The organism is Listeria monocytogenes, from assembly GCF_900187225.1.
In the GTDB taxonomy this organism is placed as follows: Bacteria; Bacillota; Bacilli; order Lactobacillales; family Listeriaceae; genus Listeria; species Listeria monocytogenes.
Genome location: NZ_LT906436.1, coordinates 1955167 through 1974994, shown reverse-complemented (window position 1 = coordinate 1974994; position 19828 = coordinate 1955167). Strand labels below are relative to the sequence as shown.

The 19828-nt window shown below is 38.5% G+C and carries 20 protein-coding genes; all 20 read left to right on the top strand.

Going from position 1 to position 19828, the window contains the following annotated elements:
• The first annotated feature begins 24 nt into the window (after positions 1-24).
• Positions 25-1032, top strand: a complete 1008-nt coding sequence (locus CKV70_RS10005) for a YpbB family protein (protein WP_009931429.1) — start codon at positions 25-27, stop codon at positions 1030-1032.
• Entirely contained in the window at positions 1029-2432 is a 1404-nt protein-coding gene (locus CKV70_RS10000) for a RecQ family ATP-dependent DNA helicase (RefSeq protein ID WP_009931427.1), read from the top strand. Before CKV70_RS10005 ends, CKV70_RS10000 begins: the two co-directional genes overlap by 4 nt.
• 319 nt (positions 2433-2751) lie before the next feature.
• The gene (locus CKV70_RS09995; RefSeq protein ID WP_003723588.1) at positions 2752-3471 is read left to right on the top strand and encodes a LysM peptidoglycan-binding domain-containing protein; all 720 of its coding nucleotides are present in this window, start codon (positions 2752-2754) and stop codon (positions 3469-3471) included.
• An 80-nt stretch (positions 3472-3551) separates the two neighbouring features.
• A complete protein-coding gene (locus tag CKV70_RS09990) occupies positions 3552-4514 on the top strand; it encodes an asparaginase (protein ID WP_003723587.1) in 963 nt (320 codons plus the stop codon).
• Positions 4515-4529: 15 nt separating this feature from the next.
• Complete coding sequence (gene cmk / locus CKV70_RS09985; RefSeq protein ID WP_003723586.1) at positions 4530-5204, top strand: (d)CMP kinase; 675 nt, start codon at positions 4530-4532, stop codon at positions 5202-5204.
• 358 nt (positions 5205-5562) lie between these two features.
• On the top strand, positions 5563-6708 hold the full coding sequence (gene rpsA, locus CKV70_RS09980) for a 30S ribosomal protein S1 (RefSeq protein WP_003732036.1): 1146 nt from the start codon (positions 5563-5565) through the stop codon (positions 6706-6708).
• Between the two features lie 143 nt (positions 6709-6851).
• Positions 6852-8162, top strand: a complete 1311-nt coding sequence (gene der, locus CKV70_RS09975; protein ID WP_003727996.1) for a ribosome biogenesis GTPase Der — start codon at positions 6852-6854, stop codon at positions 8160-8162.
• Positions 8163-8184: 22 nt separating this feature from the next.
• On the top strand, positions 8185-9201 hold the full coding sequence (locus CKV70_RS09970; protein ID WP_003724031.1) for an NAD(P)H-dependent glycerol-3-phosphate dehydrogenase: 1017 nt from the start codon (positions 8185-8187) through the stop codon (positions 9199-9201).
• 102 nt (positions 9202-9303) lie between these two features.
• Positions 9304-10284, top strand: a complete 981-nt coding sequence (locus CKV70_RS09965) for a tyrosine-protein phosphatase (protein WP_014930993.1) — start codon at positions 9304-9306, stop codon at positions 10282-10284.
• A gap of 411 nt (positions 10285-10695) precedes the next feature.
• On the top strand, positions 10696-10971 hold the full coding sequence (locus tag CKV70_RS09960) for an HU family DNA-binding protein (protein WP_003720260.1): 276 nt from the start codon (positions 10696-10698) through the stop codon (positions 10969-10971).
• 234 nt (positions 10972-11205) lie between these two features.
• Positions 11206-11775: a GTP cyclohydrolase I FolE gene (folE, locus tag CKV70_RS09955; protein ID WP_003724029.1), complete on the top strand. Its 570-nt coding sequence runs from the start codon at positions 11206-11208 to the stop codon at positions 11773-11775.
• Positions 11776-11833: 58 nt separating this feature from the next.
• The gene (locus CKV70_RS09950) at positions 11834-12601 is read left to right on the top strand and encodes a heptaprenyl diphosphate synthase component 1 (protein ID WP_014600970.1); all 768 of its coding nucleotides are present in this window, start codon (positions 11834-11836) and stop codon (positions 12599-12601) included.
• Between the two features lie 22 nt (positions 12602-12623).
• Positions 12624-13337 carry a demethylmenaquinone methyltransferase gene (menG, locus tag CKV70_RS09945; RefSeq protein WP_003726790.1) on the top strand — a complete coding sequence of 238 codons (714 nt, stop codon included), beginning with the start codon at positions 12624-12626 and terminating at the stop codon, positions 13335-13337.
• A gap of 10 nt (positions 13338-13347) precedes the next feature.
• On the top strand, positions 13348-14313 hold the full coding sequence (gene hepT, locus CKV70_RS09940) for a heptaprenyl diphosphate synthase component II (protein WP_003732038.1): 966 nt from the start codon (positions 13348-13350) through the stop codon (positions 14311-14313).
• An 18-nt stretch (positions 14314-14331) separates the two neighbouring features.
• Positions 14332-14775, top strand: coding sequence for a nucleoside-diphosphate kinase (ndk, locus tag CKV70_RS09935; protein WP_014600969.1), 444 nt, complete (start codon positions 14332-14334; stop codon positions 14773-14775).
• Positions 14776-14978: 203 nt separating this feature from the next.
• Positions 14979-16145 carry a chorismate synthase gene (gene aroC, locus CKV70_RS09930; RefSeq protein ID WP_003723911.1) on the top strand — a complete coding sequence of 389 codons (1167 nt, stop codon included), beginning with the start codon at positions 14979-14981 and terminating at the stop codon, positions 16143-16145.
• 2 nt (positions 16146-16147) lie between these two features.
• Positions 16148-17245: a 3-dehydroquinate synthase gene (gene aroB / locus CKV70_RS09925; protein WP_014930992.1), complete on the top strand. Its 1098-nt coding sequence runs from the start codon at positions 16148-16150 to the stop codon at positions 17243-17245.
• Positions 17242-17616: a chorismate mutase gene (gene aroH, locus CKV70_RS09920; RefSeq protein ID WP_009924600.1), complete on the top strand. Its 375-nt coding sequence runs from the start codon at positions 17242-17244 to the stop codon at positions 17614-17616. The genes aroB and aroH overlap by 4 nt, the downstream gene beginning before the upstream one ends.
• The gene (gene hisC / locus CKV70_RS09915) at positions 17616-18698 is read left to right on the top strand and encodes a histidinol-phosphate transaminase (protein WP_014600967.1); all 1083 of its coding nucleotides are present in this window, start codon (positions 17616-17618) and stop codon (positions 18696-18698) included. The genes aroH and hisC overlap by 1 nt, the downstream gene beginning before the upstream one ends.
• A 21-nt stretch (positions 18699-18719) precedes the next feature.
• The gene (locus CKV70_RS09910; RefSeq protein ID WP_014600966.1) at positions 18720-19823 is read left to right on the top strand and encodes a prephenate dehydrogenase; all 1104 of its coding nucleotides are present in this window, start codon (positions 18720-18722) and stop codon (positions 19821-19823) included.
• The last annotated feature ends 5 nt before the right edge of the window (positions 19824-19828 follow it).

Genomic DNA, 19828 nt, shown 5'->3' with positions numbered 1-19828 from the left:
ACAAAAAAAGGTGGTGGGCAGGTCTTGGATAAGCTGGATAACTATATTGTGACAATTTTAGAAAAAAGTATTACACCTAGAAAATTACCATTTTTACATACTGTTTTAGCTGGAAGAAGAACCGGACAAGCTGTTCAAGATATCCATCTTTTTCAAATGCAACATTTATTTGGACTAGTGCCAAATTTAAAAGCAAACTATTTAGAAAAACGACTTTTGGAATTAGTGCACCAAGGTAGCATTATTTCTACTGAAAATGGTTATGTGACACAAGGACAACTAGTAGCGACGTTTGAAAATGACTACCCAAACTTTCAAGGTTTTACATTTCAACGGCAAGCTTTTGCTTTTTTTTCCCATTTGCGACTCGCAGTTCAAGTTGTTAGTAACATTCATCATCATGAAAGCTATTATTTACCAGTTATTCGTGATAAGAAAGCCCAACAATTTATTAAGCATTGGTTGAAGTACCAAGATAAAACTAATTTAGCGGATAAGTTATACGGTGAACTCTTTGCATGGATGAACAAATTAGCAGTTGCTCGGCCAGCGTTTTTAGTGGAACGTTTTTCTGGGGGCGAATTAATGGGCTATACAACAGAACAAATTGCCTCAAAATACCAAGTGGAGAAGTGGGACGTTTATTTTGAGGTGCTCCATGAGGTTCACCGTTTGCTTACTGAGATGAAAAAGAAGCCCGAAGAATGGCCGATTCTAGCTAGTCTTGTACCGGATGAGCTCAATGGATTAACTAGTTCTGCCATGCAAACCTATGTATTATGGCAAAATGGAGCTGATTTAGAAGCAATCGAGCGAATTCGGAATTTGAAAAAGAGTACCATCCATGATCACTTTGTAGAAATCCGAGCTACTTTGAAAGAAGCGAATGTTCCTTATTTACCAGAAGAGGCAATCATCCAAACGATTATTACAAAGAAATGGAATTTACTGCGTGAAATAAAAGCGGAATTTCCGGATTTGGATTACTATCAAATTCGGTTAGCAGTTGTTAGTAGGGAGGGCGAGCAGTGAACTTAGAAAAGGAATTAAAAGAATATCTTGGTTTTGATGAGTTCCGTCCTGGCCAAAAAGAAGTAATTGAAACGGCTTTAGCAAAGCAAAATTGTTTTGCTATGTTACCTACTGGAACAGGAAAAACCATTTGTTATCAATTAGCGGGTCATTTGATGGATGGATTAGTATTGATTGTTTCTCCGCTTCTCTCCCTTATGCAGGATCAAATGGAGCGAATGCGCGCTCACGGAGAAAAGCGAGTAGCGGCGCTTAATAGCTTTTTAAAACGAGAAGAAAAAGGTCAAATCCTTGCGAGCATCCATTCATATAAATTTATTTTTTTATCGCCAGAAATGCTAAATAATGAAACGGTGAAAAACTTACTATTAAAACAAAAGATCAGCTTATTTGTCATAGATGAAGCGCATTGTATTTCTCAGTGGGGACATGATTTTCGCCCTGATTATTTGATGTTAGGTAGGTTCATTCAAGAAGCCAAATTTCCTGTCACTATGGTGCTTACGGCTACGGCAACGAAGAAAGTTAGAGCAGATATTTTAACGCAACTACATCTAACGGATTGTGCGCAAATCGTTTATTCTGTTAATCGACCGAATATTTCTTTACAAGTGGAGAAATTTTCTAACCAGCATGTGAAAAAAGACCGTTTATATGAGCTTGTTCGCAAACTACAAACACCGGGAATTATTTATTTTTCTAGTAAAAAATTAGCGGAAAGCACTGCGCATGAATTAAGCGAAATTGCTGAATTAAGAGTAGCCTATTATCACGGGGATATGGATACAGAAGATAGAATTATTATTCAACAACAATTTGTTTATGGGCAACTGGATGTAATTTGCGCCACTAGCGCGTTTGGAATGGGGATAGATAAAGCCGACATTCGCTATGTAATTCATTATCATATGCCTGCTGATTTGGAAGCATATTTACAAGAAATTGGTCGAGCCGGTCGTGATGGCGAAGACAGTGTGGCGATTCTCTTATATGCGAATGGAGATGAATTCATTCAAATGCAATTAGCAGATCAAGATATCCCAGATGCCAACTTAATGAATCTGACGACTGAACAACGCAAAACTTTACCTGAAACAGAGCAACGTTTTATCGATTACTACCAAAGAAGCGGTTTAAGTACGAAAGAATTAACCGATAAAATGGATTATCGAAAAAAATGGAAGCGAGCTAATTTACAACAATTTATTGGGTATCTGCATACAACGGATTGTCGCCGTAATTATATTTTACGGTATTTTGAAGAAGCCCCGTTAGAAGTCACCCCAGAAAACTGTTGTGATTTGGATGGAGCGGAAATAATCAATTTTGAAAAAAGAGCAAAAATAAAACAAAAAGAAATTCCAACATGGGAAGCTTATTTAGCTTATTTACTGCAATAGTTTTGCTGTTACGAAATTTGACAAAAACTATGTAGTTTCACATTTTTTGTGAAAAAAAGACTTGTTTAAAAGTAAAAAAATTGTTATTATTTTGTTCAGTAATCTGTATAAAATCAAGATAGATTCTATGCCAGAAGTACTAAATTATAATAATTCTTGCTTTTTTTTCTAAAAAAGTGGTTTAAGTGTTGTTGTATGTTGTGTTTATGGGTATAATTATTTCAAAGGTATTTCATTTATTAACATCATATGTAACACTTCTCTGTGCCAATAATAGTGCATAGGATAAGTTTAGAAAGCACTAAAGGAGGAACTTTGAGTGGTAAAAACAAGAAAAGAAAAACGGGAATACGAAGAACCGGCTGATTATGACATGAGTTCTGAAGGCCAAGATGAATTCAACAATGAACCGCCAATGTTATCCCGTTCTGATAGCAGAAGAGGAAAAAAGAAAACCATTTTTAGATACCCATTACTTAATTTATTGATTGTGTTTTTTCTATTAATACCAATCGTTATCGTGATTGTATTTGTAACAGTACAAAATATGGGTTCATCAAATGAAGTGAAAACAGAAACAGAATCAACCGTAAATGTATCTGACAACACGCAATCTAAAGAAGAAAAAGAAAAAGCGAAAAAAGCTGCAGAAGAAAAAGCTGCGGCTGAAAAGGCAGCTGAAGAGAAGAAAGCTGCGGCAGAAAAAGCGGAAGCAGATAAGAAAAAACAAGAAGAAGATGCAGTGAAAGCTGCAAATGCAAAAAAAGAACAAGAAGCTGCAGAAGAAAAAGCAGCTGCTGACAAAGCTGCTGCCGAGAAAGCAGCCGCTGAAAAAGCTGAGCAACAAAAAGCGAATGAAGCTTCACAGCAAAAAGCTGGAGGATCTCATACAGTTAAAGCTGGGGACACCCTTTATAGTATTGCGCGTTCAACATATGGACAAGCGGGGGCAGCTGCTGGAGTAGAAAAAATTAAACAAGCCAATGGACTAGGAAGTGACAATGTTCCAGTTGGTACAGTTCTAACAATTCCACAGTAATAAACAACACTGAATGGGTCTGGGAAACGCTTCCGAGACTCATTTGTTTGTTTAAATGGAAAATGTAGGGGGAAATAACCATGGCAAAAGTAGCACTAATTACAACAGGCGGTACGATTGCAAGTAAGAAAACAGCATCAGGAAAACTTGCATCAGGTGAATTATCTGGAGAAGAATTAGCTGCATTATGCCAATTACCAACAGAAATTCAAATTGATATCTATTCTACTTTTCAATTGCCATCTATGCATATTACGCTACCTGATTTAATCAGTCTGAAGCAACTTATCGAATCTATCTTCATGGATGAAACATATGATGGAATAGTAGTGACGCACGGAACAGATTCATTAGAAGAAACAGCCTATTTTCTTGATCTCGCAGTAACCGATGCACGACCAATTGTAGTAACTGGATCTCAGCGAGCACCTGAGGAGCCGGGAACAGATGCCTATGTTAATATTCGTCATGCAATTTATACAGCATGTGAAATAAATTTACGTCAAGCTGGAACAGTCGTTGTTTTCAATGAACGAATTTTCGCAGCGAGATATGTCAAAAAAGTCCATGCATCTAACATACAAGGTTTTAGTGCTTTTGGGTTTGGTTATCTTGGTATCATTGATAATGATCAAGTTTTCCTGTATCAAAAACCACTGGAGCATGAGTGTTTTGATATTCGCCTTGATTTACCAGAAGTTGTTGTGATTAAATGTTATATTGGCGCAGACGGTTTGTTTATTGATGCAGCGATTGATAGTGGCGTTTCAGGAATTGTTTTAGAAGGTGTTGGACGCGGGCAAGTGGCGCCAAAAATGATGCCAGCTATTATCAGAGCATTAGATGCGGGAATTCCAGTTGTCATCACAACAAGTGCGGAAGAAGGAAATGTATATACTACATATGATTATGAAGGCAGCACGTTTGACTTATATAATCGTGGCGTTATTTTAGGAAAAGATTACGATAGTAAAAAAGCGCGGATGAAATTAATGGTACTTTTAGCATCCCAAGAAGAAATTAATCAAACCAATTTCAGATAAAAGGAGTTTTATTTTATGACTAAAAAGATATGTATCGCGATTGATGGGCCGGCTGCAGCTGGAAAAAGTACGGTGGCAAAAATCGTTGCAAAAAAATTGCGCTTTGTCTATATTGATACGGGTGCTATGTATCGTGCAGTAACCTATATCGCTTTAAAAAATAACATCGCATATGAAGACGAAAAAGCTATAGCAGCTTTACTCCAAAAAACAGTTATTCGTTTTGAACCTGGCGAAGTACAACAAGTATTTGTAGGTTCAGAAAATGTCACAGAAGTGATTCGCTCTATAGAAGTGACCAATCATGTATCTATCGTTGCCGCACACCCATCTATCCGTGAAGCACTTCAAGAACGCCAACAAGTTTTTGCTACAGAAGGCGGAATTGTAATGGATGGTCGTGATATCGGTACAGCAGTTCTTCCTAACGCTGAACTAAAAATATTTTTACTTGCAAGTGTAGAAGAACGAGCAGAACGTCGCTATAAAGAGAACATGGCAAAAGGTTTTACTGGAGATCTAGACCAACTCAAAAAAGAAATTGAAGAGCGAGATCATTTAGATTATACAAGAACACACTCACCGTTAAAAAAAGCGGACGATGCAATTGAAGTGGATACAACATCAATGTCGATTGATCAAGTAGCCAATAAAATTCTTTCACTAGCAGAACTAAAAATTAATAATTAGCAAAAAAGTGCTACATTTTCTTAACTAAATGGAAATGTAGTACTTTTTTAATTTAACCGTGAAAGGCTAAACAAACGAAGCGATTTCACGCTCTGTAGGCATTTCCGCCCTCTTAAAAGAGCTTGACAAATGTCTGGATTTGTAGGATGTTATAAGAGAGATTTTTTACTTTGTGAAAAGTATCTTGAAAGGATTTTCTAGCTGGAAGATCAGTTTTACAGAAGGTGTATTTGATATTTTTCTTTATTTAATCGGAATTTGCCTATCTAGGAAAACTAGTCAAGCAGATGAAGCAAGAGTGAAGGTTGCTTCTGAATTAGAAATTCCTAAAATTCGACTAACGAATGGAGGGCTACACATGTCTGAAGATTTATTTGATGTGGAAGTTAGAAATTTTGAAGAAGGAGACAAAGTCACTGGCACAGTTACAAGCGTGGAAGATAAACAAGTTTATGTTGGTATTCCAGGTAGCAAACTTGATGGTGTCGTTCCAATAAGTGAACTTTCCAATATACATGTGGAGACAGCTTCTGACGTTGTGAGCGTTGGCGACACACTTGATTTGATTGTCACAAAAGTAGAAGACGATATACTTGTTTTATCTAAACGAAAAGTGGATGCAGAAAAAGCATCTGATGATATTAAAGCTAAATTCGAATCTGGTGAAGTTTTTGAAGCGGTAGTCAGTGATGTTGTTAAAGGTGGATTAGTTGTTGACCTTGGTGTTCGTGCGTTTGTTCCAGCTTCTTTAGTAGAAGACCATTTTGTGGAAGATTTCGCAGATTACAAAGGAACTACTCTTACTTTCAAAGTAGTAGAATTTGAACCGGAAAATAACCGAGTAATTTTAAGCCATCGTGCAGTTGTGGAAACAGAAAAAGCTAGTCAAAAGCAAGCGCTACTAAGCGAAATCAAAGAAGGTGACGTGATTGAAGGTACAGTTCAACGCTTAGCCAACTTTGGTGCATTCGTTGATATTGGTGGCGTGGACGGATTAGTTCACATTTCGCAAATTTCTTATAAACATATTGCAACACCACAAGAAGTCTTAGAGGAAGGTCAAAAAGTAACAGTTAAAGTTATTGGAATTGACCCTGAAAATGAACGTATTTCTCTTTCTATTAAAGCGACTTTACCTGGACCATGGGACGGTATTACCGAGAAAGCGCAAGTTGGTTCTGTTTTAGAAGGAAAAGTAGTACGTCTAGTTACTTTTGGTGCATTTGTGGAAATATTCCCTGGAGTGGAAGGTTTGGTTCATATTTCTCAAATATCCCATGAACATATTGGGACACCACAAGAAGTGCTTTCAGAAGGCCAAACTGTGGAAGTAAAAGTACTTGAAGTAAACGAAGCAGACAAACGTTTATCATTAAGCATCAAAGAATTACAAGATGCTCCAGTAGAAGAGGCTGATTATGAACTTCCAGAAGAAAATACTGGATTCCAAATGAGCGATTTAATTGGTGATAAATTAAAAGGTCTTCAAAACGACGATAAATAATAGTACGCAAAAGAGCCTAGGGAGATTGTTCCTATAGGCTCTTTTTCTTTTTCAAATCGAACTTTTCATTGCCAGTAAGCTGTTTTACTGATAAACTAAAGAAAGTTTGATAAATAGGATTCGAGAAAAAAGAAGGTGAAATAATGGCAAAACCAGTTGTAGCGATTGTCGGACGTCCAAACGTTGGCAAATCGACTATTTTTAACAGAATCGTTGGTGAACGTGTTTCCATAGTGGAAGATGTTCCCGGTGTGACACGTGACCGCATATATAATTCAGCGGAATGGCTTGGAAAAGAATTTAACATTATTGATACAGGTGGTATTGATCTTTCCGATGAACCATTTTTAGAGCAAATTCGCGCACAAGCGGAAATCGCAATTGATGAAGCAGACGTAATTATTTTTATTACCAATGGTCGTGAAGGAGTTACCGATGCAGACGAACAAGTAGCAAAAATTCTTTACCGGTCTAATAAACCAATTGTTTTAGCGATTAATAAAGTAGATAACCCAGAAATGCGAGATCAAATTTATGATTTTTATTCTCTTGGGTTTGGTGAGCCGTATCCAATTTCTGGTTCACATGGACTAGGGCTTGGCGACATGCTTGATGCTGTTCGCGCTCATTTTCCAAAAGAAGAAGAGGAAGAATATCCAGATGACACAGTGAAATTCAGTTTAATCGGTCGACCAAATGTTGGTAAATCTTCTATTCTAAATGCACTGCTTGGAGAAGATCGTGTTATTGTTTCAGATATTGCGGGTACAACTCGTGATGCAATTGATACAACTTATACTTTCGATGGCCAAGATTATGTCATGATTGATACAGCCGGAATGAGAAAACGTGGGAAAGTGTATGAAAGCACAGAGAAATATAGTGTTTTACGTGCAATGAGAGCAATTGAACGCTCGGACGTTGTTCTTGTGGTTATCAACGCAGAAGAAGGTATTCGTGAGCAAGATAAACGAATTGCTGGATATGCGCATGATGCCGGACGTGCAATTATTATTGTTGTGAACAAATGGGATGCAATTAACAAAGATGAAAAAACAATTAATGTATGGACAGAAGATATTCGTGAGCAATTCCAATTCTTAAGCTATGCACCAATTGTTTTCGTATCTGCTAAAACAAAACAACGCTTAAATAATCTATTCCCACTTATTAACCAAGTAAGCGATAACCATTCATTACGTGTACAATCAAGTATGCTGAATGATGTTATTAGTGATGCTGTTGCAATGAACCCATCACCTATGGATAAAGGTAAACGACTGAAGATTTTCTATACAACACAAGTGGCGGTAAAACCACCAACGTTTGTTGTATTTGTTAATGATCCAGAACTCATGCATTTTTCGTATGAACGTTTCTTAGAAAACCGGATTAGAGAAGCATTTCCATTTGAGGGTACGCCAATTCGAGTAATTGCTCGTAAGCGTAAGTAAAGTTTTCGGGAGGAAAAATATAATGACACAGAAAAAAGTAGCTATTCTTGGCGCTGGAAGTTGGGGAACAGGTCTTGCACTTGTCCTAGCTGATAATAATCATAAACCAGTTATTTGGGGAAACTTAGATAAAATTGTGAATGAAATTAACGAATCGCACACGAATAGTCACTATTTGCCAGATATTATTTTACCAACTGAGGTAAAAGCGACATTGTCACTTGATGAAGCTATTGATGGTGCAGAAATTGTCGTAATTGCTATTCCAACAAATGCGATGCGTATCGTTTGTAAGCAGTTAAATGAAGCGCTAAAAGAACCCACAATTTTAGTTCATGTGAGTAAAGGTATTGAACCAGAAACAAACCTTCGAATGTCTGAAGTGATTGAGGAAGAAATTGATGCAGCTAAACGTAAAGCACTTGTGGTTCTTTCTGGACCAAGTCATGCGGAAGAAGTTGCCCTTCGTCATCCAACAACACTTTGTGCGAGCTGTAAAGATTTATCAGCTGCTGAGATTGTTCAAGATCGTTTCATCAATAATAACTTGCGTATTTATACGAATGATGATGTGATTGGTGCAGAAATTGGTGGCGCGCTTAAAAACATTATCGCACTTGGCGCAGGAATCTCTGACGGCCTTGGTTACGGCGATAATGCCAAAGCGGCACTAATGACTCGCGGAATGGCAGAAATCACTCGTCTCGGTGTTGCTGTTGGCTCTAATCCACAAACCTTTTACGGGCTGACTGGTATTGGTGACTTAATCGTTACTTGCACTAGTGTGCATTCACGTAATTGGCGAGCTGGAAATATGCTAGGTAAAGGCGAGAATTTAGATGAAGTATTAGAAAAAATGGGTATGGTCGTTGAAGGTGTACGAACAGCCAAAGCAGTACATGGCTGGGCGAAAAAACTAGATATTGATATGCCAATTACTGAATCGATTTACGCGATTTTATTCGAAAATAAAGATGCTCGCGAAGCAGTTGATTTATTAATGGGTCGCGAAAAGAAAATCGAAAAAGAATCATTTTAATAGAAAGAGTCAAGATAGGCTATTCGCTTATTTTGGCTCTTTTTTTGTGAAATATGCTAAAATGAAGCAGAAAAGCCAAATAATACAAAGTAGGTGGAAAATATGGAAGTTACTCGTACAGATAAAGCCGTAACATTAACATGGAACAAAGAAGAAGTCAGCGAAGGTACAGTGGTTTTTGTAAGTAGTAGTCCTAAACTAGAAGCAAATAGTGAACCCGTTTTCAAAGTAACAAATGATGTTGATCACTATTCATATGACACAAAGGATATTCCTATTTATTTCTTTTTAGAGACACCAAACGGAGATAAAGCTATTGTTTCTGAACGCATTTTGCCACTTGAAAGTGTATTCAATTTTCGAGATATGGGCGGTTATGCATCCAAAAACGGTAAGCATGTGAAATGGGGGAAGTTTTATCGCTCTTCTAATTTAGTGAATATTAATGAGAACGATGCAGCATTGCTTCAAAAACTACATATAAAATGGATTTGTGATTTGCGCAGTAGTTCGGAAGTTAAAGCACAACCAACACCAGCAATTGAAGGTATACTGAACAAACATATTCCCATTGGCACTGCCAAAAATGAAGAAACAAAGCTACCGGTAACAAATGATACAACTATTTATGAACCGTTGATGGGAGAAAGTTACCGCGTGTTTGTGCAATCAGTGGAAGGTTTTAGAGAAATCTTTACAGAAGTATTAGAAGATGCAAAAGCAGGCTTGCCGTTCGTTTTCCATTGCACTGCAGGAAAAGACCGTACAGGCGTCCTGGGGGCATTATTACTAACATTGTTAGATGTACCAGAAAAAACGATTTTCGACGATTACGCCATCACTAATCGCTACCAGGACGACATTTTACAAGAAATGGGAGGAATCGTGTCGCTCTTTTCGAGTGGAACCGAAAAAATCGATTTAGAAACGTTCCGGCCGATGGCAGAAGCTCGTCCTGAATATTTGGAAATTGCCTTTGATGAAATGAAAAAACAATATGGATCAGTAGCTAATTATTTAGAAAAAGGAATTGGAATTACTGCGACAGAAAAAGCAGCTTTCCAAAAAGAAATGTTAGAATAAAACTAGGCTCAGAAACCTAGAGTTTTCAGGTAATAGACGCAAATTTACACATATTTTTATGAAAAAAGAACTATTTTAGCTAATTGTGGTGGTATCGCTTGCTATTCTAAGGCTTCCAAGTTAGTATTATGGATAACAGGTTGATACTATCACGTTTTCAAGCATTTAAAGAAAAAAGTTTGTGGTTGAAAATGTTAAGAAACGGTGTCAGTTTGGCATTATTCCTTGCAGTTGTAGGGATTATGTGATAATCTTTTATCAGAATTACTGTTAAGGCTTGTAGTTAAGCCATTTCAGTCATGATTCTCCTTAGATTTCCAAATTCATTTTTGTTTTTGGAAAAAAAGAGAAATACAGGTATATCTTGTACCTGCTTATTTTGTATTATTCTGTGAAGGAGGTGAAAACACAATGGCAAATAAAACTGATTTAGTAAATAGCGTTGCTGAACTAGCTGATCTTTCTAAAAAAGACGCAGCGAAAGCAGTAGAAGCTGTATTCGAAACTATTCAAACTTCTTTATCTAAAGGTGAAAAAGTTCAATTAATCGGATTTGGTAACTTTGAAGTACGTGAACGTGCTGCCCGTAAAGGCCGTAACCCTCGTACTAAAGAAGAAATCGACATCCCTGCAAGTAAAGTACCAGCTTTCAAACCTGGTAAAGCGCTTAAAGAAGCTGTTAAATAAGCTACATAGACTTTTAAGCACTAACTCTAGTCTGGCCTTAATTTTATAATTAAGCTAGGCTAGTTTTTTTATGCCCATTTTTAGTGGTTTTCTGTTTTAGAAATAGGGAATATAATTACGAAAGCAAAAAAACCCTATTATTATCACTTATTCAAGCAAATTAAATTTACCTTGAAGTTCGGCTGTGTTAAGATATACAAGGTATATAATGCTAAAAAGATAGGGGAATTAAGGATGGAGCAAATAGACAAACAAAAGATTGCTGATGCGGTAAAAGTTATTTTAGAAGCAGTAGGAGAAAATCCAGATCGTGAAGGACTGATTGATACACCAATGCGAGTAGCTCGTATGTATGAAGAAGTTTTCGCCGGGCTGAAAAAAGATCCTTCTGTTCATTTCGATACTATTTTTGAAGAACAACATGAAGAATTAGTACTTGTGAAAGACATTCGCTTTTCGTCTATGTGTGAACATCATCTTGTCCCTTTTTTCGGAGTAGCACATGTAGCATACTTACCACAAAATGGAAGAGTTGCTGGTCTTAGTAAACTTGCACGCGTAGTGGATGATGTGAGTCGCCGCCCGCAGTTACAAGAACGGATTACAACGACTGTTGCAGAAATTATGATGGAAAAACTAAAACCGCTAGGTGTAATGGTCATCATGGAAGCAGAGCATATGTGCATGACTATCCGCGGTGTGAACAAACCTGGAACAAAAACAATTACAAGTGCTGTTCGTGGTGCTTTTAAAAATGACGATAAGCTTAGAAGTGAAGTTTTGGCTTTAATTAAGCATAATTAAATATCCTTTATGGTATAATTTATTTTACATAATAAGGAGATTCAAAGGGGATTGTTAAATGACTTATCAGGCAAGAGAGGCTGGGCTAAAGGAAGTGGAGCAGTTGGTACATGAGCAAGCAGTCTATCAATATTTACAAGAGAATAATGAAGGCGGGCAAATGGACAAAGATCAAATGCTCTTTCTTCATGAAGCAATTTCTGGCTCTGATTTGACTGATGCTGCAGCTTATCGCGTCGTTAGTGCAACGCTGTACATGATTTTAGCGCATGATACACATGAAAAAATTGATGAACCAGGCGATGTTGTAAAGCTGACACGTAAGGAACAAGAGTTGACAGTTCTTGCTGGTGATTTTTATAGCGCTCTCTATTACCGCACGCTTGCAGAATTAGAAATGATTCCACTTCTCCGTGCTTTGCAAAGTGGTGTCCAAGAAACAAACACGGCAAAAACAAATATATACCAATTACATGTAGCGACGGATGAAGAATATTTATCTCAGCTTACTTTGACGAATGCGGCTATTTTTGCCAAATTTGCTAAGTACTTTATGAAAGATGAAACATTTATCGCGCTTGGTTGTCAGTTCTTTTTACTCAAAAGGCTTCAAACGGAACTTGCTACTTATAAGGAAATTGGTGCGTCTAGGTTGAAGCGGGCGTTTGATCATGGCTACTTTGCAAAGGAAGCTGTATCTAATTTTGAAAGCTGGTTAGTAGCGATTATTCGTGATGTGAAAAGTGAAGTGGAACAACTAAAAACAGAAGCTGAACCACTTTCTAATCTACTAGAAAAAAGAATCATCGAAGTTATTAACGACTGATAAATAGAAGGAGATTCGGGATATGACGGAAACTAAAGAAGAAAAAGTACATAAAGTATTTGAAAAAATTTCCCCAAGTTATGACCGAATGAATAGTGTTATTAGTTTTAAACTACATGTGAAATGGCGCAAAGAAACAATGAAGCTAATGCGTGTTCAAAAAGGGACGAATGTTCTTGATGTTTGCTGTGGAACGGCAGATTGGTCGATTATGATGGCGGAAGAAATTGGCCCAGAAGGTCATGTGACAGGGCTTGATTTTAGTGAAAATATGCTGAAAGTTGGTCGCGAGAAAGTGAAGGAAGCGGATTTGCATAATGTGGAACTTATTCACGGGAACGCAATGGAATTACCTTTTCCGGATAATAGTTTTGATTACGTGACAATTGGTTTTGGGCTTAGAAATGTACCGGATTATATGCAAGTGTTGCGTGAAATGTACCGTGTGTTAAAACCGGGTGGACAGCTTGCGTGTATCGATACGTCGCAACCAAATATTCCTGGATGGAAACAAGTATTTAATGCGTATTTCCGTTACGTGATGCCTGTTTTCGGGAAGTTTTTTGCGAAAAGTTATAAAGAATATAGCTGGTTACAGGAATCAACGCGTGAGTTTCCAGGAATGGCACGACTTGCGGAAATGTTTCAAGAAGCCGGATTTTCATACGTAAGATATATTTCACACAGTGGCGGCGCAAGTGCAACCCACTTTGGATTTAAAAAGAAGGAACAATAAGGTGGCAAGCATGAAACTTAACTTTTTATATGCAAATATGCAAAAAGACATTGACTCAGTTGAAAAAGAACTTAAAAAGGCTCTTTCTGGCGCAGCTGCTGACACTACTTCCGCTGCGGCACTTCATTTATTAGAGGCTGGTGGAAAACGAATTAGACCGATGTTCGTTTGTTTATCCGCACGTCTTGCTGCTAATGCTGATTTTAACGCAGTGAAAAACGCCAGTGTGGCGATTGAATTAATTCATATGGCATCGATTGTGCATGATGATGTGGTGGATGATGCGGATTTAAGACGCGGACGCGAGACAATTAAATCGAAGTGGGGCAACCATATTGCGATGTATACTGGTGACTTTTTGTTTGCTAAGTCACTGGAATATATGACGGAAATTAAAGACGTTGCTGCGCACAAAATGTTATCTCATGTTACGGTGGAGCTTTCTACAGGCGAAATCGAGCAATTAAAAGATAAATATAATTTTGACCAAAGTGTGCGTAATTATTTACGCCGAATTAAACGGAAAACAGCTTTACTCATTGCAGCTAGCTGTGGGCTTGGTGGCGTTGTTTCTGGTCAAAGTGAAGCCGATTATCAGAAGTTATATCGTTTTGGTTATTATGTTGGCATGGCGTTTCAAATTACGGATGATGTACTTGATTTTGTTGGAACAGAAAAAGAACTTGGTAAGCCAGCTGGAGAAGATTTAAGACAAGGGAATGTCACATTGCCAGTATTTTTTGCAATGGAAGATCCTTTTCTTAAAAAACGCATCAGCCAGATTACAGAGGAAACTCCAGCAGAAGAGATCGCTGTTTTAGTGGAAGAAGTCAAAAAAACAGGAGCAAAACAGGCCGAAGATGTCGCAACAACCTACTTGAAAAAAGCAGTAGAAATATTAGATTCTTTGCCGCAAGTTCCTGAATTAAAACCATTAAAACAAATCGTTCGTGTTTTAGATAAAAGAAATTATTAACGTGAGGGAGGATTCTTTATGGAACAAACTTATGTAATGGTTAAACCGGATAGTGTAGAACGAGGACTTATTGGTGAAATTGTCACAAGAATAGAGAAAAAAGGCTTAAAAATAGTTGCTGGAAAATTAATGCAAATCGACCGCGAACTAGCAGAAAAACATTACGCGGAACATATTGGAAAATCTTTTTTCGAGGATTTAATTGGATTTATTACTTCAGGGCCGGTGTTTGCGATGGTGCTAGAAGGAGACGATGCGATTGCAACGGCACGTCGGATGATGGGGAAAACAAATCCGTTAGAAGCTGACCCCGGAACAATTCGTGCAGATTATGCGATACATACAAATCGAAATGTGATTCATGGATCGGATAGCCCAGAAAGTGCGCAGCGGGAAATTCAGTTGTTTTTTGCACCGGACGAAATTTTAAGCTATCAAAAAGCAGTCGACACTTGGATTTAGCATAGTATAGAGTTTAGGGAAACCTAGGCTCTTTTTTCATAGAGAAATTACCATTTAATGCCGTTTTTTGGTAAGATGAAAGAATGAAACGAAAGTATTGTGTTCTAGCTTCTCATATGTTAAGATATTACACATATACTTTAAAGCGCTAAAATATAAACGCTAGAAAATCTAGCTGAAATAGAAAAAGGAGAGATGAGCAGATGAGATACTTAACGGCAGGAGAATCACACGGACCGGGGCTTACAACAATTATTGAGGGGTTACCAGCAGGAATGCCTCTACTAGCAGAAGATGTAAACAAAGAACTAAAAAGAAGACAAGGTGGGCATGGTCGTGGGGCGCGGATGCGTATCGAAAAAGACCAAGTACAAATCACGGCAGGAATTCGTCACGGAAAAACATTAGGCGCACCCGTAGCAATGTTTGTTGAAAATAAAGACTGGAAGCATTGGGAAACGGTTATGAGCATTGAACCAGTTCCAGAAAAAAATGAAAAGTCTCGTCGCGTATCCCGTCCACGTCCTGGACATGCGGATTTGGTTGGCGGCATGAAATATGGTCATAACGATATGCGTAATGTACTAGAACGTTCTAGCGCGCGCGAAACGACTGTTCGCGTGGCAGCAGGAGCAGTAGCGAAAAAACTATTGCACGAACTTGGCATTGAAGTTGCCGGCCATGTACTTGAAATTGGCGGAACGCGTGCGAATTTAACACGTGATTACGCGGTTGCAGAAATCCAAGAAACATCCGAAGCTTCCCCAGTTCGTTGTCTAGACGGCGTGGCTGCAGAAGAAATGATGCAAAAAATTGATGACGCGAAGAAAAATGGCGACACAATTGGTGGAATTGTTGAAGTTGTTGTTGGCGGCGTGCCAGCTGGACTTGGTAGTTACGTACAATGGGACAAAAAATTAGATGCGAAAATTGCTCGCGCGATTGTAAGTATCAATGCATTTAAAGGTGCTGAATTCGGTGTCGGTTTTGAAGCCGCTAGAAAACCTGGTAGCGAAGTGATGGATGAAATTTTATGGAGTAAAGAAGATGGCTACACTAGACGTACAAACAATCTTGGTGGTTTCGAAGGCGGAATGACCAATGGTATGCCAATCGTTGTTCGCGGCGTAATGAAGCCAATTCCAACATTATACAAACCACTTCAAAGCGTGGATATTGATTCAAAAGAAACGTTTAATGCAAGTGTAGAACGTTCGGATAGTTGTGCAGTACCTGCTGCAAGCGTAGTAGCTGAAGCTGTTGTCGCTTGGGAAGTTGCAGTAGCTGTTTTAGAAAAATTTGATGGTGATCGTTTTGATACGCTTAAAAAACATGTGGAGGAACACCGAAACTTAACGAAGGAGTTTTAAACATGCCAGAAATTACAGTCCGTGCTAAAAGTAAAACATATCCAGTATATATTAATGAATTCGCATTAGAAGACATCCGCGAAAAATGGACAAAGAACCTTGCTAAATTTTCTCACGTGTTTGTCTTAACAGACGGACACGTGGCGGAACTTCATAAAGCGAAACTTGATGCGGTTCTCGCTGATTTACCTGTCGTCACTTATTATGTGGCACCAAACGGCGAAGAAGCGAAAACGTTCCGTGTGTATGAAGACGTGATGACAAAAATGATTGAAACAGGTCTTGATCGTAAAGCGGTTTTAATTGCTTTTGGTGGAGGCGTTATTGGTGATTTAGGTGGTTTTGTGGCCGCTACGTACATGAGAGGGATTCCATTTTATCAAGTTCCTACGACGGTTCTCGCGCATGATAGTGCGGTTGGTGGCAAGGTTGCGATCAATCATCCACTTGGCAAAAATATGATTGGTAACTTTTACCAGCCAGAAGCAGTCATTTATGATACGCAGTTTTTTGCTACTTTGCCAGAACGGGAATTGCGCTCTGGTTTTGCGGAAATGATTAAACATGCGCTCATTAGTGACCTGACTTTATTACGTGCTTTAATGGATACCTTTACGGAGCCGAAAGACTTTTATACGAAGGATTTGACGCCATTTTTACAACGCGGAATTGAAATTAAGGCAAATATCGTTGCGCAAGATGAAACCGAGCAAGGCGTCCGTGCGTATTTGAATTTTGGTCACACATTTGGTCATGCGCTAGAAGCTTATGGAAACTTTGGTAAATGGCTACACGGCGAGGCGATTACTTATGGGATGATTTATGCGCTCACGATGAGTGAGACTATTTACGGACTGGATTTCGATTTAGCAGAATTTAAAACTTGGCTAGAACAGTTGGGCTATGATACCACTTTTTACGCTTCAGTTCCATTTAGCAAGATACTGGAAAATATGCGTCATGATAAAAAAACAACTTTTAATGAAATAAGTATGGTTTTACTCGAAGAAATTGGTAAACCAGTTATTTTTAAAGCAGATGATGATTTGATTTTTGAAACATATAAACGTGTGATGCGAAAGGGAGGGAATGTCATTTGAGAGCGATTCGAGGGGCAACGACAATAGAAACTAATATACCTGAAGAAATTTATGCAGCGACGAAAGAATTATTTGAAGAAATTTTAACTCAGAATGAAGTCACGAATAGTGAGCAACTTACATCGGTAATTATTACGGTGACAGAAGATATTTCTGCTGCTTTTCCAGCGAAGGCTGTCCGTGAAACACCTGGATTTGAACTAGTGCCTGTTATGGGGATGCAAGAAATTCCGGTGCCGAATTCGCTTCCTATGTGCATTCGCTTCATGGTATTCACAGATTTACATAAGCCACTTGGAGCGATTAACCATGTTTACTTACGCGGAGCAAAAGTATTGCGCCCAGATTTAGTGAAAGAGGGGGATGCGTAATGAAATGGAAAAAATCTCTTGCAGGTCTATCTTCTTATAAGCCAGGGAAACGCGAAGAAGAAGTGATGGCAGAACTTGGTTTAACGAAAATTACCAAACTGTCATCCAACGAAAACCCACTGGGAACTTCTCCAAAAGTGGCGGCTCTTCAAGCAAATTCTAACGTGGAAACAGAAATTTATCCAGATGGTTGGGCTTCTAGCTTGCGTACAGTGGTCGCTGATTTCTATCAACTGGAAGAAGAGGAATTGATTTTTACAGCTGGTGTGGATGAACTGATTGAACTGTTGACGCGGGTTTTACTAGATACGACAAAAAATACAGTGATGGCGACACCGACATTTGTGCAGTATCGTCAAAATGCGTTAATCGAAGGCGCCGAAGTAAGAGAAATTCCGCTACTTGTGGATGGTGCGCATGATTTAGATGGTATGTTGAATGCGATTGATGACAATACGACGATTGTTTGGGTTTGCAATCCGAATAACCCAACTGGGAATTATATTGAATTAGCGGATATTCAAGCGTTTTTAGACAAAGTACCAAATGATGTACTGGTTGTTTTAGATGAAGCATACATTGAATATGTGACACCACAACCTGAAAAACATGAACATTTAATTCGTAGGTATAAAAATTTAATTATTACCCGGACTTTTAGTAAAATTTATGGTTTGGCAAGTGCCCGTGTCGGTTATGGCATTGCGGATAAAGAAATCATCAATCAACTTAATATTGTACGTCCGCCGTTTAACACGACGAGCATTGGTCAAAAATTGGCTATTGAAGCAATTAAGGATCAAGCTTTTATTGAGGCATGCAGAATTTCTAATGCAAATGGAATTAAACAATACGAAGCGTTTGCGAAACGTTTTGAACAAGTAAAACTATATCCAGCGAATGGCAACTTTGTTTTAATAGATTTAGGAATCGAAGCAAGAACTATTTTTAGCTACTTGGAAAAAAATGGCTATATTACGCGTTCTGGCGCGGCGCTTGGTTTCCCAACTGCTGTTCGAATTACGATCGGAAAAGAAGAGGAAAATAGTGCGGTAATTGCACTTTTAGAAAAATTATTGTAAGTGTTTGGAGGCGTTTTTTGAATGAAAGGGACAGTAGTTATTGTTGGACTTGGGTTAATTGGCGGTTCTATTGCCCTTGCGATTAAAGCCAAACACCCAGAAGCACATATTATCGGGATTGACGTTTCCTATCATTCGTTAGAAGTTGGAAAGTCTCTCGGCGTCATTGACGAAATTGGCGAAAGTATTTTAATAGATGGACCAAAAGCAGATTTACTTATCTTCTGTTGTCCAGTAAAAGAAACAGAACAGTTATTAACACGTTTACCCGGATTACGTTTAAAGAAAAATGTAATTGTTACGGATACAGGTAGTACAAAAGGAACCATCATGGAAGCATCCACGGCACTTAGAGAAAGTGGTATTACGTTCATTGGCGGGCACCCAATGGCGGGTTCGCATAAAAGTGGCGTCCGTGCTGCCAAAGAACTTTTGTTTGAAAATGCTTATTATTTGTTAACACCAACAAAAGACGTGACAGAAGACAACGTGACTGACCTAAAAACATGGCTGTCTGGTACGAATGCTAAATTCTTAGTATTATCACCAAATGAGCATGATGAAATTACTGGCATGTTGAGCCACTTACCGCATATCGTGGCAGCCGCTTTAGTGAATCAGACGCAAAGTTTTACTGAAGAACATCCCGCCGCATTTCGTCTAGCAGCTGGAGGATTTCGTGATATTACACGGGTTGCTTCGTCTGATCCAAGAATGTGGACGGATATATCTATTAGTAACCAAAAAACGTTAACGAAACAGCTGACGATTTGGCGAGATAGTATGAACCAAGCGCTTGAGATGCTTGAAAGTGAAGATGCGACTTCTATTTACGCCTTTTTTGATGGGGCAAAAGAATTTCGAGATTCACTTCCAGTTCATCAAGGCGGTGCGATTCCATCTTTTTACGATTTATTTGTCGACGTACCAGATTATCCTGGGGTTATCTCTGAGGTGACTAGGTATCTAGGCGAAGAAGAAATTAGTTTAACGAACATCAAGATTTTGGAAACACGTGAAGATATTTTCGGTGTGTTACAAATTACTTTCCAATCGGATGAAGACAGGGACCGGGCGAAGCGTTGCATTGAAACACGAAGTAACTATACATGCCATTACGAATAGGAGCG

What these genes read in the sequence shown, in the direction of transcription:
- aroB (WP_014930992.1), top strand. Translation starts at nt 16,148, where the DNA reads ATGCCAGAAATTACAGTCCGTGCTAAAAGTAAAACATATCCAGTATAT.
- CKV70_RS09965 (WP_014930993.1), top strand. Translation starts at nt 9,304, where the DNA reads ATGGAAGTTACTCGTACAGATAAAGCCGTAACATTAACATGGAACAAA.
- cmk (WP_003723586.1), top strand. Translation starts at nt 4,530, where the DNA reads ATGACTAAAAAGATATGTATCGCGATTGATGGGCCGGCTGCAGCTGGA.
- CKV70_RS09910 (WP_014600966.1), top strand. Translation starts at nt 18,720, where the DNA reads ATGAAAGGGACAGTAGTTATTGTTGGACTTGGGTTAATTGGCGGTTCT.
- ndk (WP_014600969.1), top strand. Translation starts at nt 14,332, where the DNA reads ATGGAACAAACTTATGTAATGGTTAAACCGGATAGTGTAGAACGAGGA.
- CKV70_RS09950 (WP_014600970.1), top strand. Translation starts at nt 11,834, where the DNA reads ATGACTTATCAGGCAAGAGAGGCTGGGCTAAAGGAAGTGGAGCAGTTG.
- CKV70_RS09970 (WP_003724031.1), top strand. Translation starts at nt 8,185, where the DNA reads ATGACACAGAAAAAAGTAGCTATTCTTGGCGCTGGAAGTTGGGGAACA.
- CKV70_RS09990 (WP_003723587.1), top strand. Translation starts at nt 3,552, where the DNA reads ATGGCAAAAGTAGCACTAATTACAACAGGCGGTACGATTGCAAGTAAG.
- der (WP_003727996.1), top strand. Translation starts at nt 6,852, where the DNA reads ATGGCAAAACCAGTTGTAGCGATTGTCGGACGTCCAAACGTTGGCAAA.
- hepT (WP_003732038.1), top strand. Translation starts at nt 13,348, where the DNA reads ATGAAACTTAACTTTTTATATGCAAATATGCAAAAAGACATTGACTCA.
- CKV70_RS09960 (WP_003720260.1), top strand. Translation starts at nt 10,696, where the DNA reads ATGGCAAATAAAACTGATTTAGTAAATAGCGTTGCTGAACTAGCTGAT.
- menG (WP_003726790.1), top strand. Translation starts at nt 12,624, where the DNA reads ATGACGGAAACTAAAGAAGAAAAAGTACATAAAGTATTTGAAAAAATT.
- aroC (WP_003723911.1), top strand. Translation starts at nt 14,979, where the DNA reads ATGAGATACTTAACGGCAGGAGAATCACACGGACCGGGGCTTACAACA.
- folE (WP_003724029.1), top strand. Translation starts at nt 11,206, where the DNA reads ATGGAGCAAATAGACAAACAAAAGATTGCTGATGCGGTAAAAGTTATT.
- rpsA (WP_003732036.1), top strand. Translation starts at nt 5,563, where the DNA reads ATGTCTGAAGATTTATTTGATGTGGAAGTTAGAAATTTTGAAGAAGGA.
- hisC (WP_014600967.1), top strand. Translation starts at nt 17,616, where the DNA reads ATGAAATGGAAAAAATCTCTTGCAGGTCTATCTTCTTATAAGCCAGGG.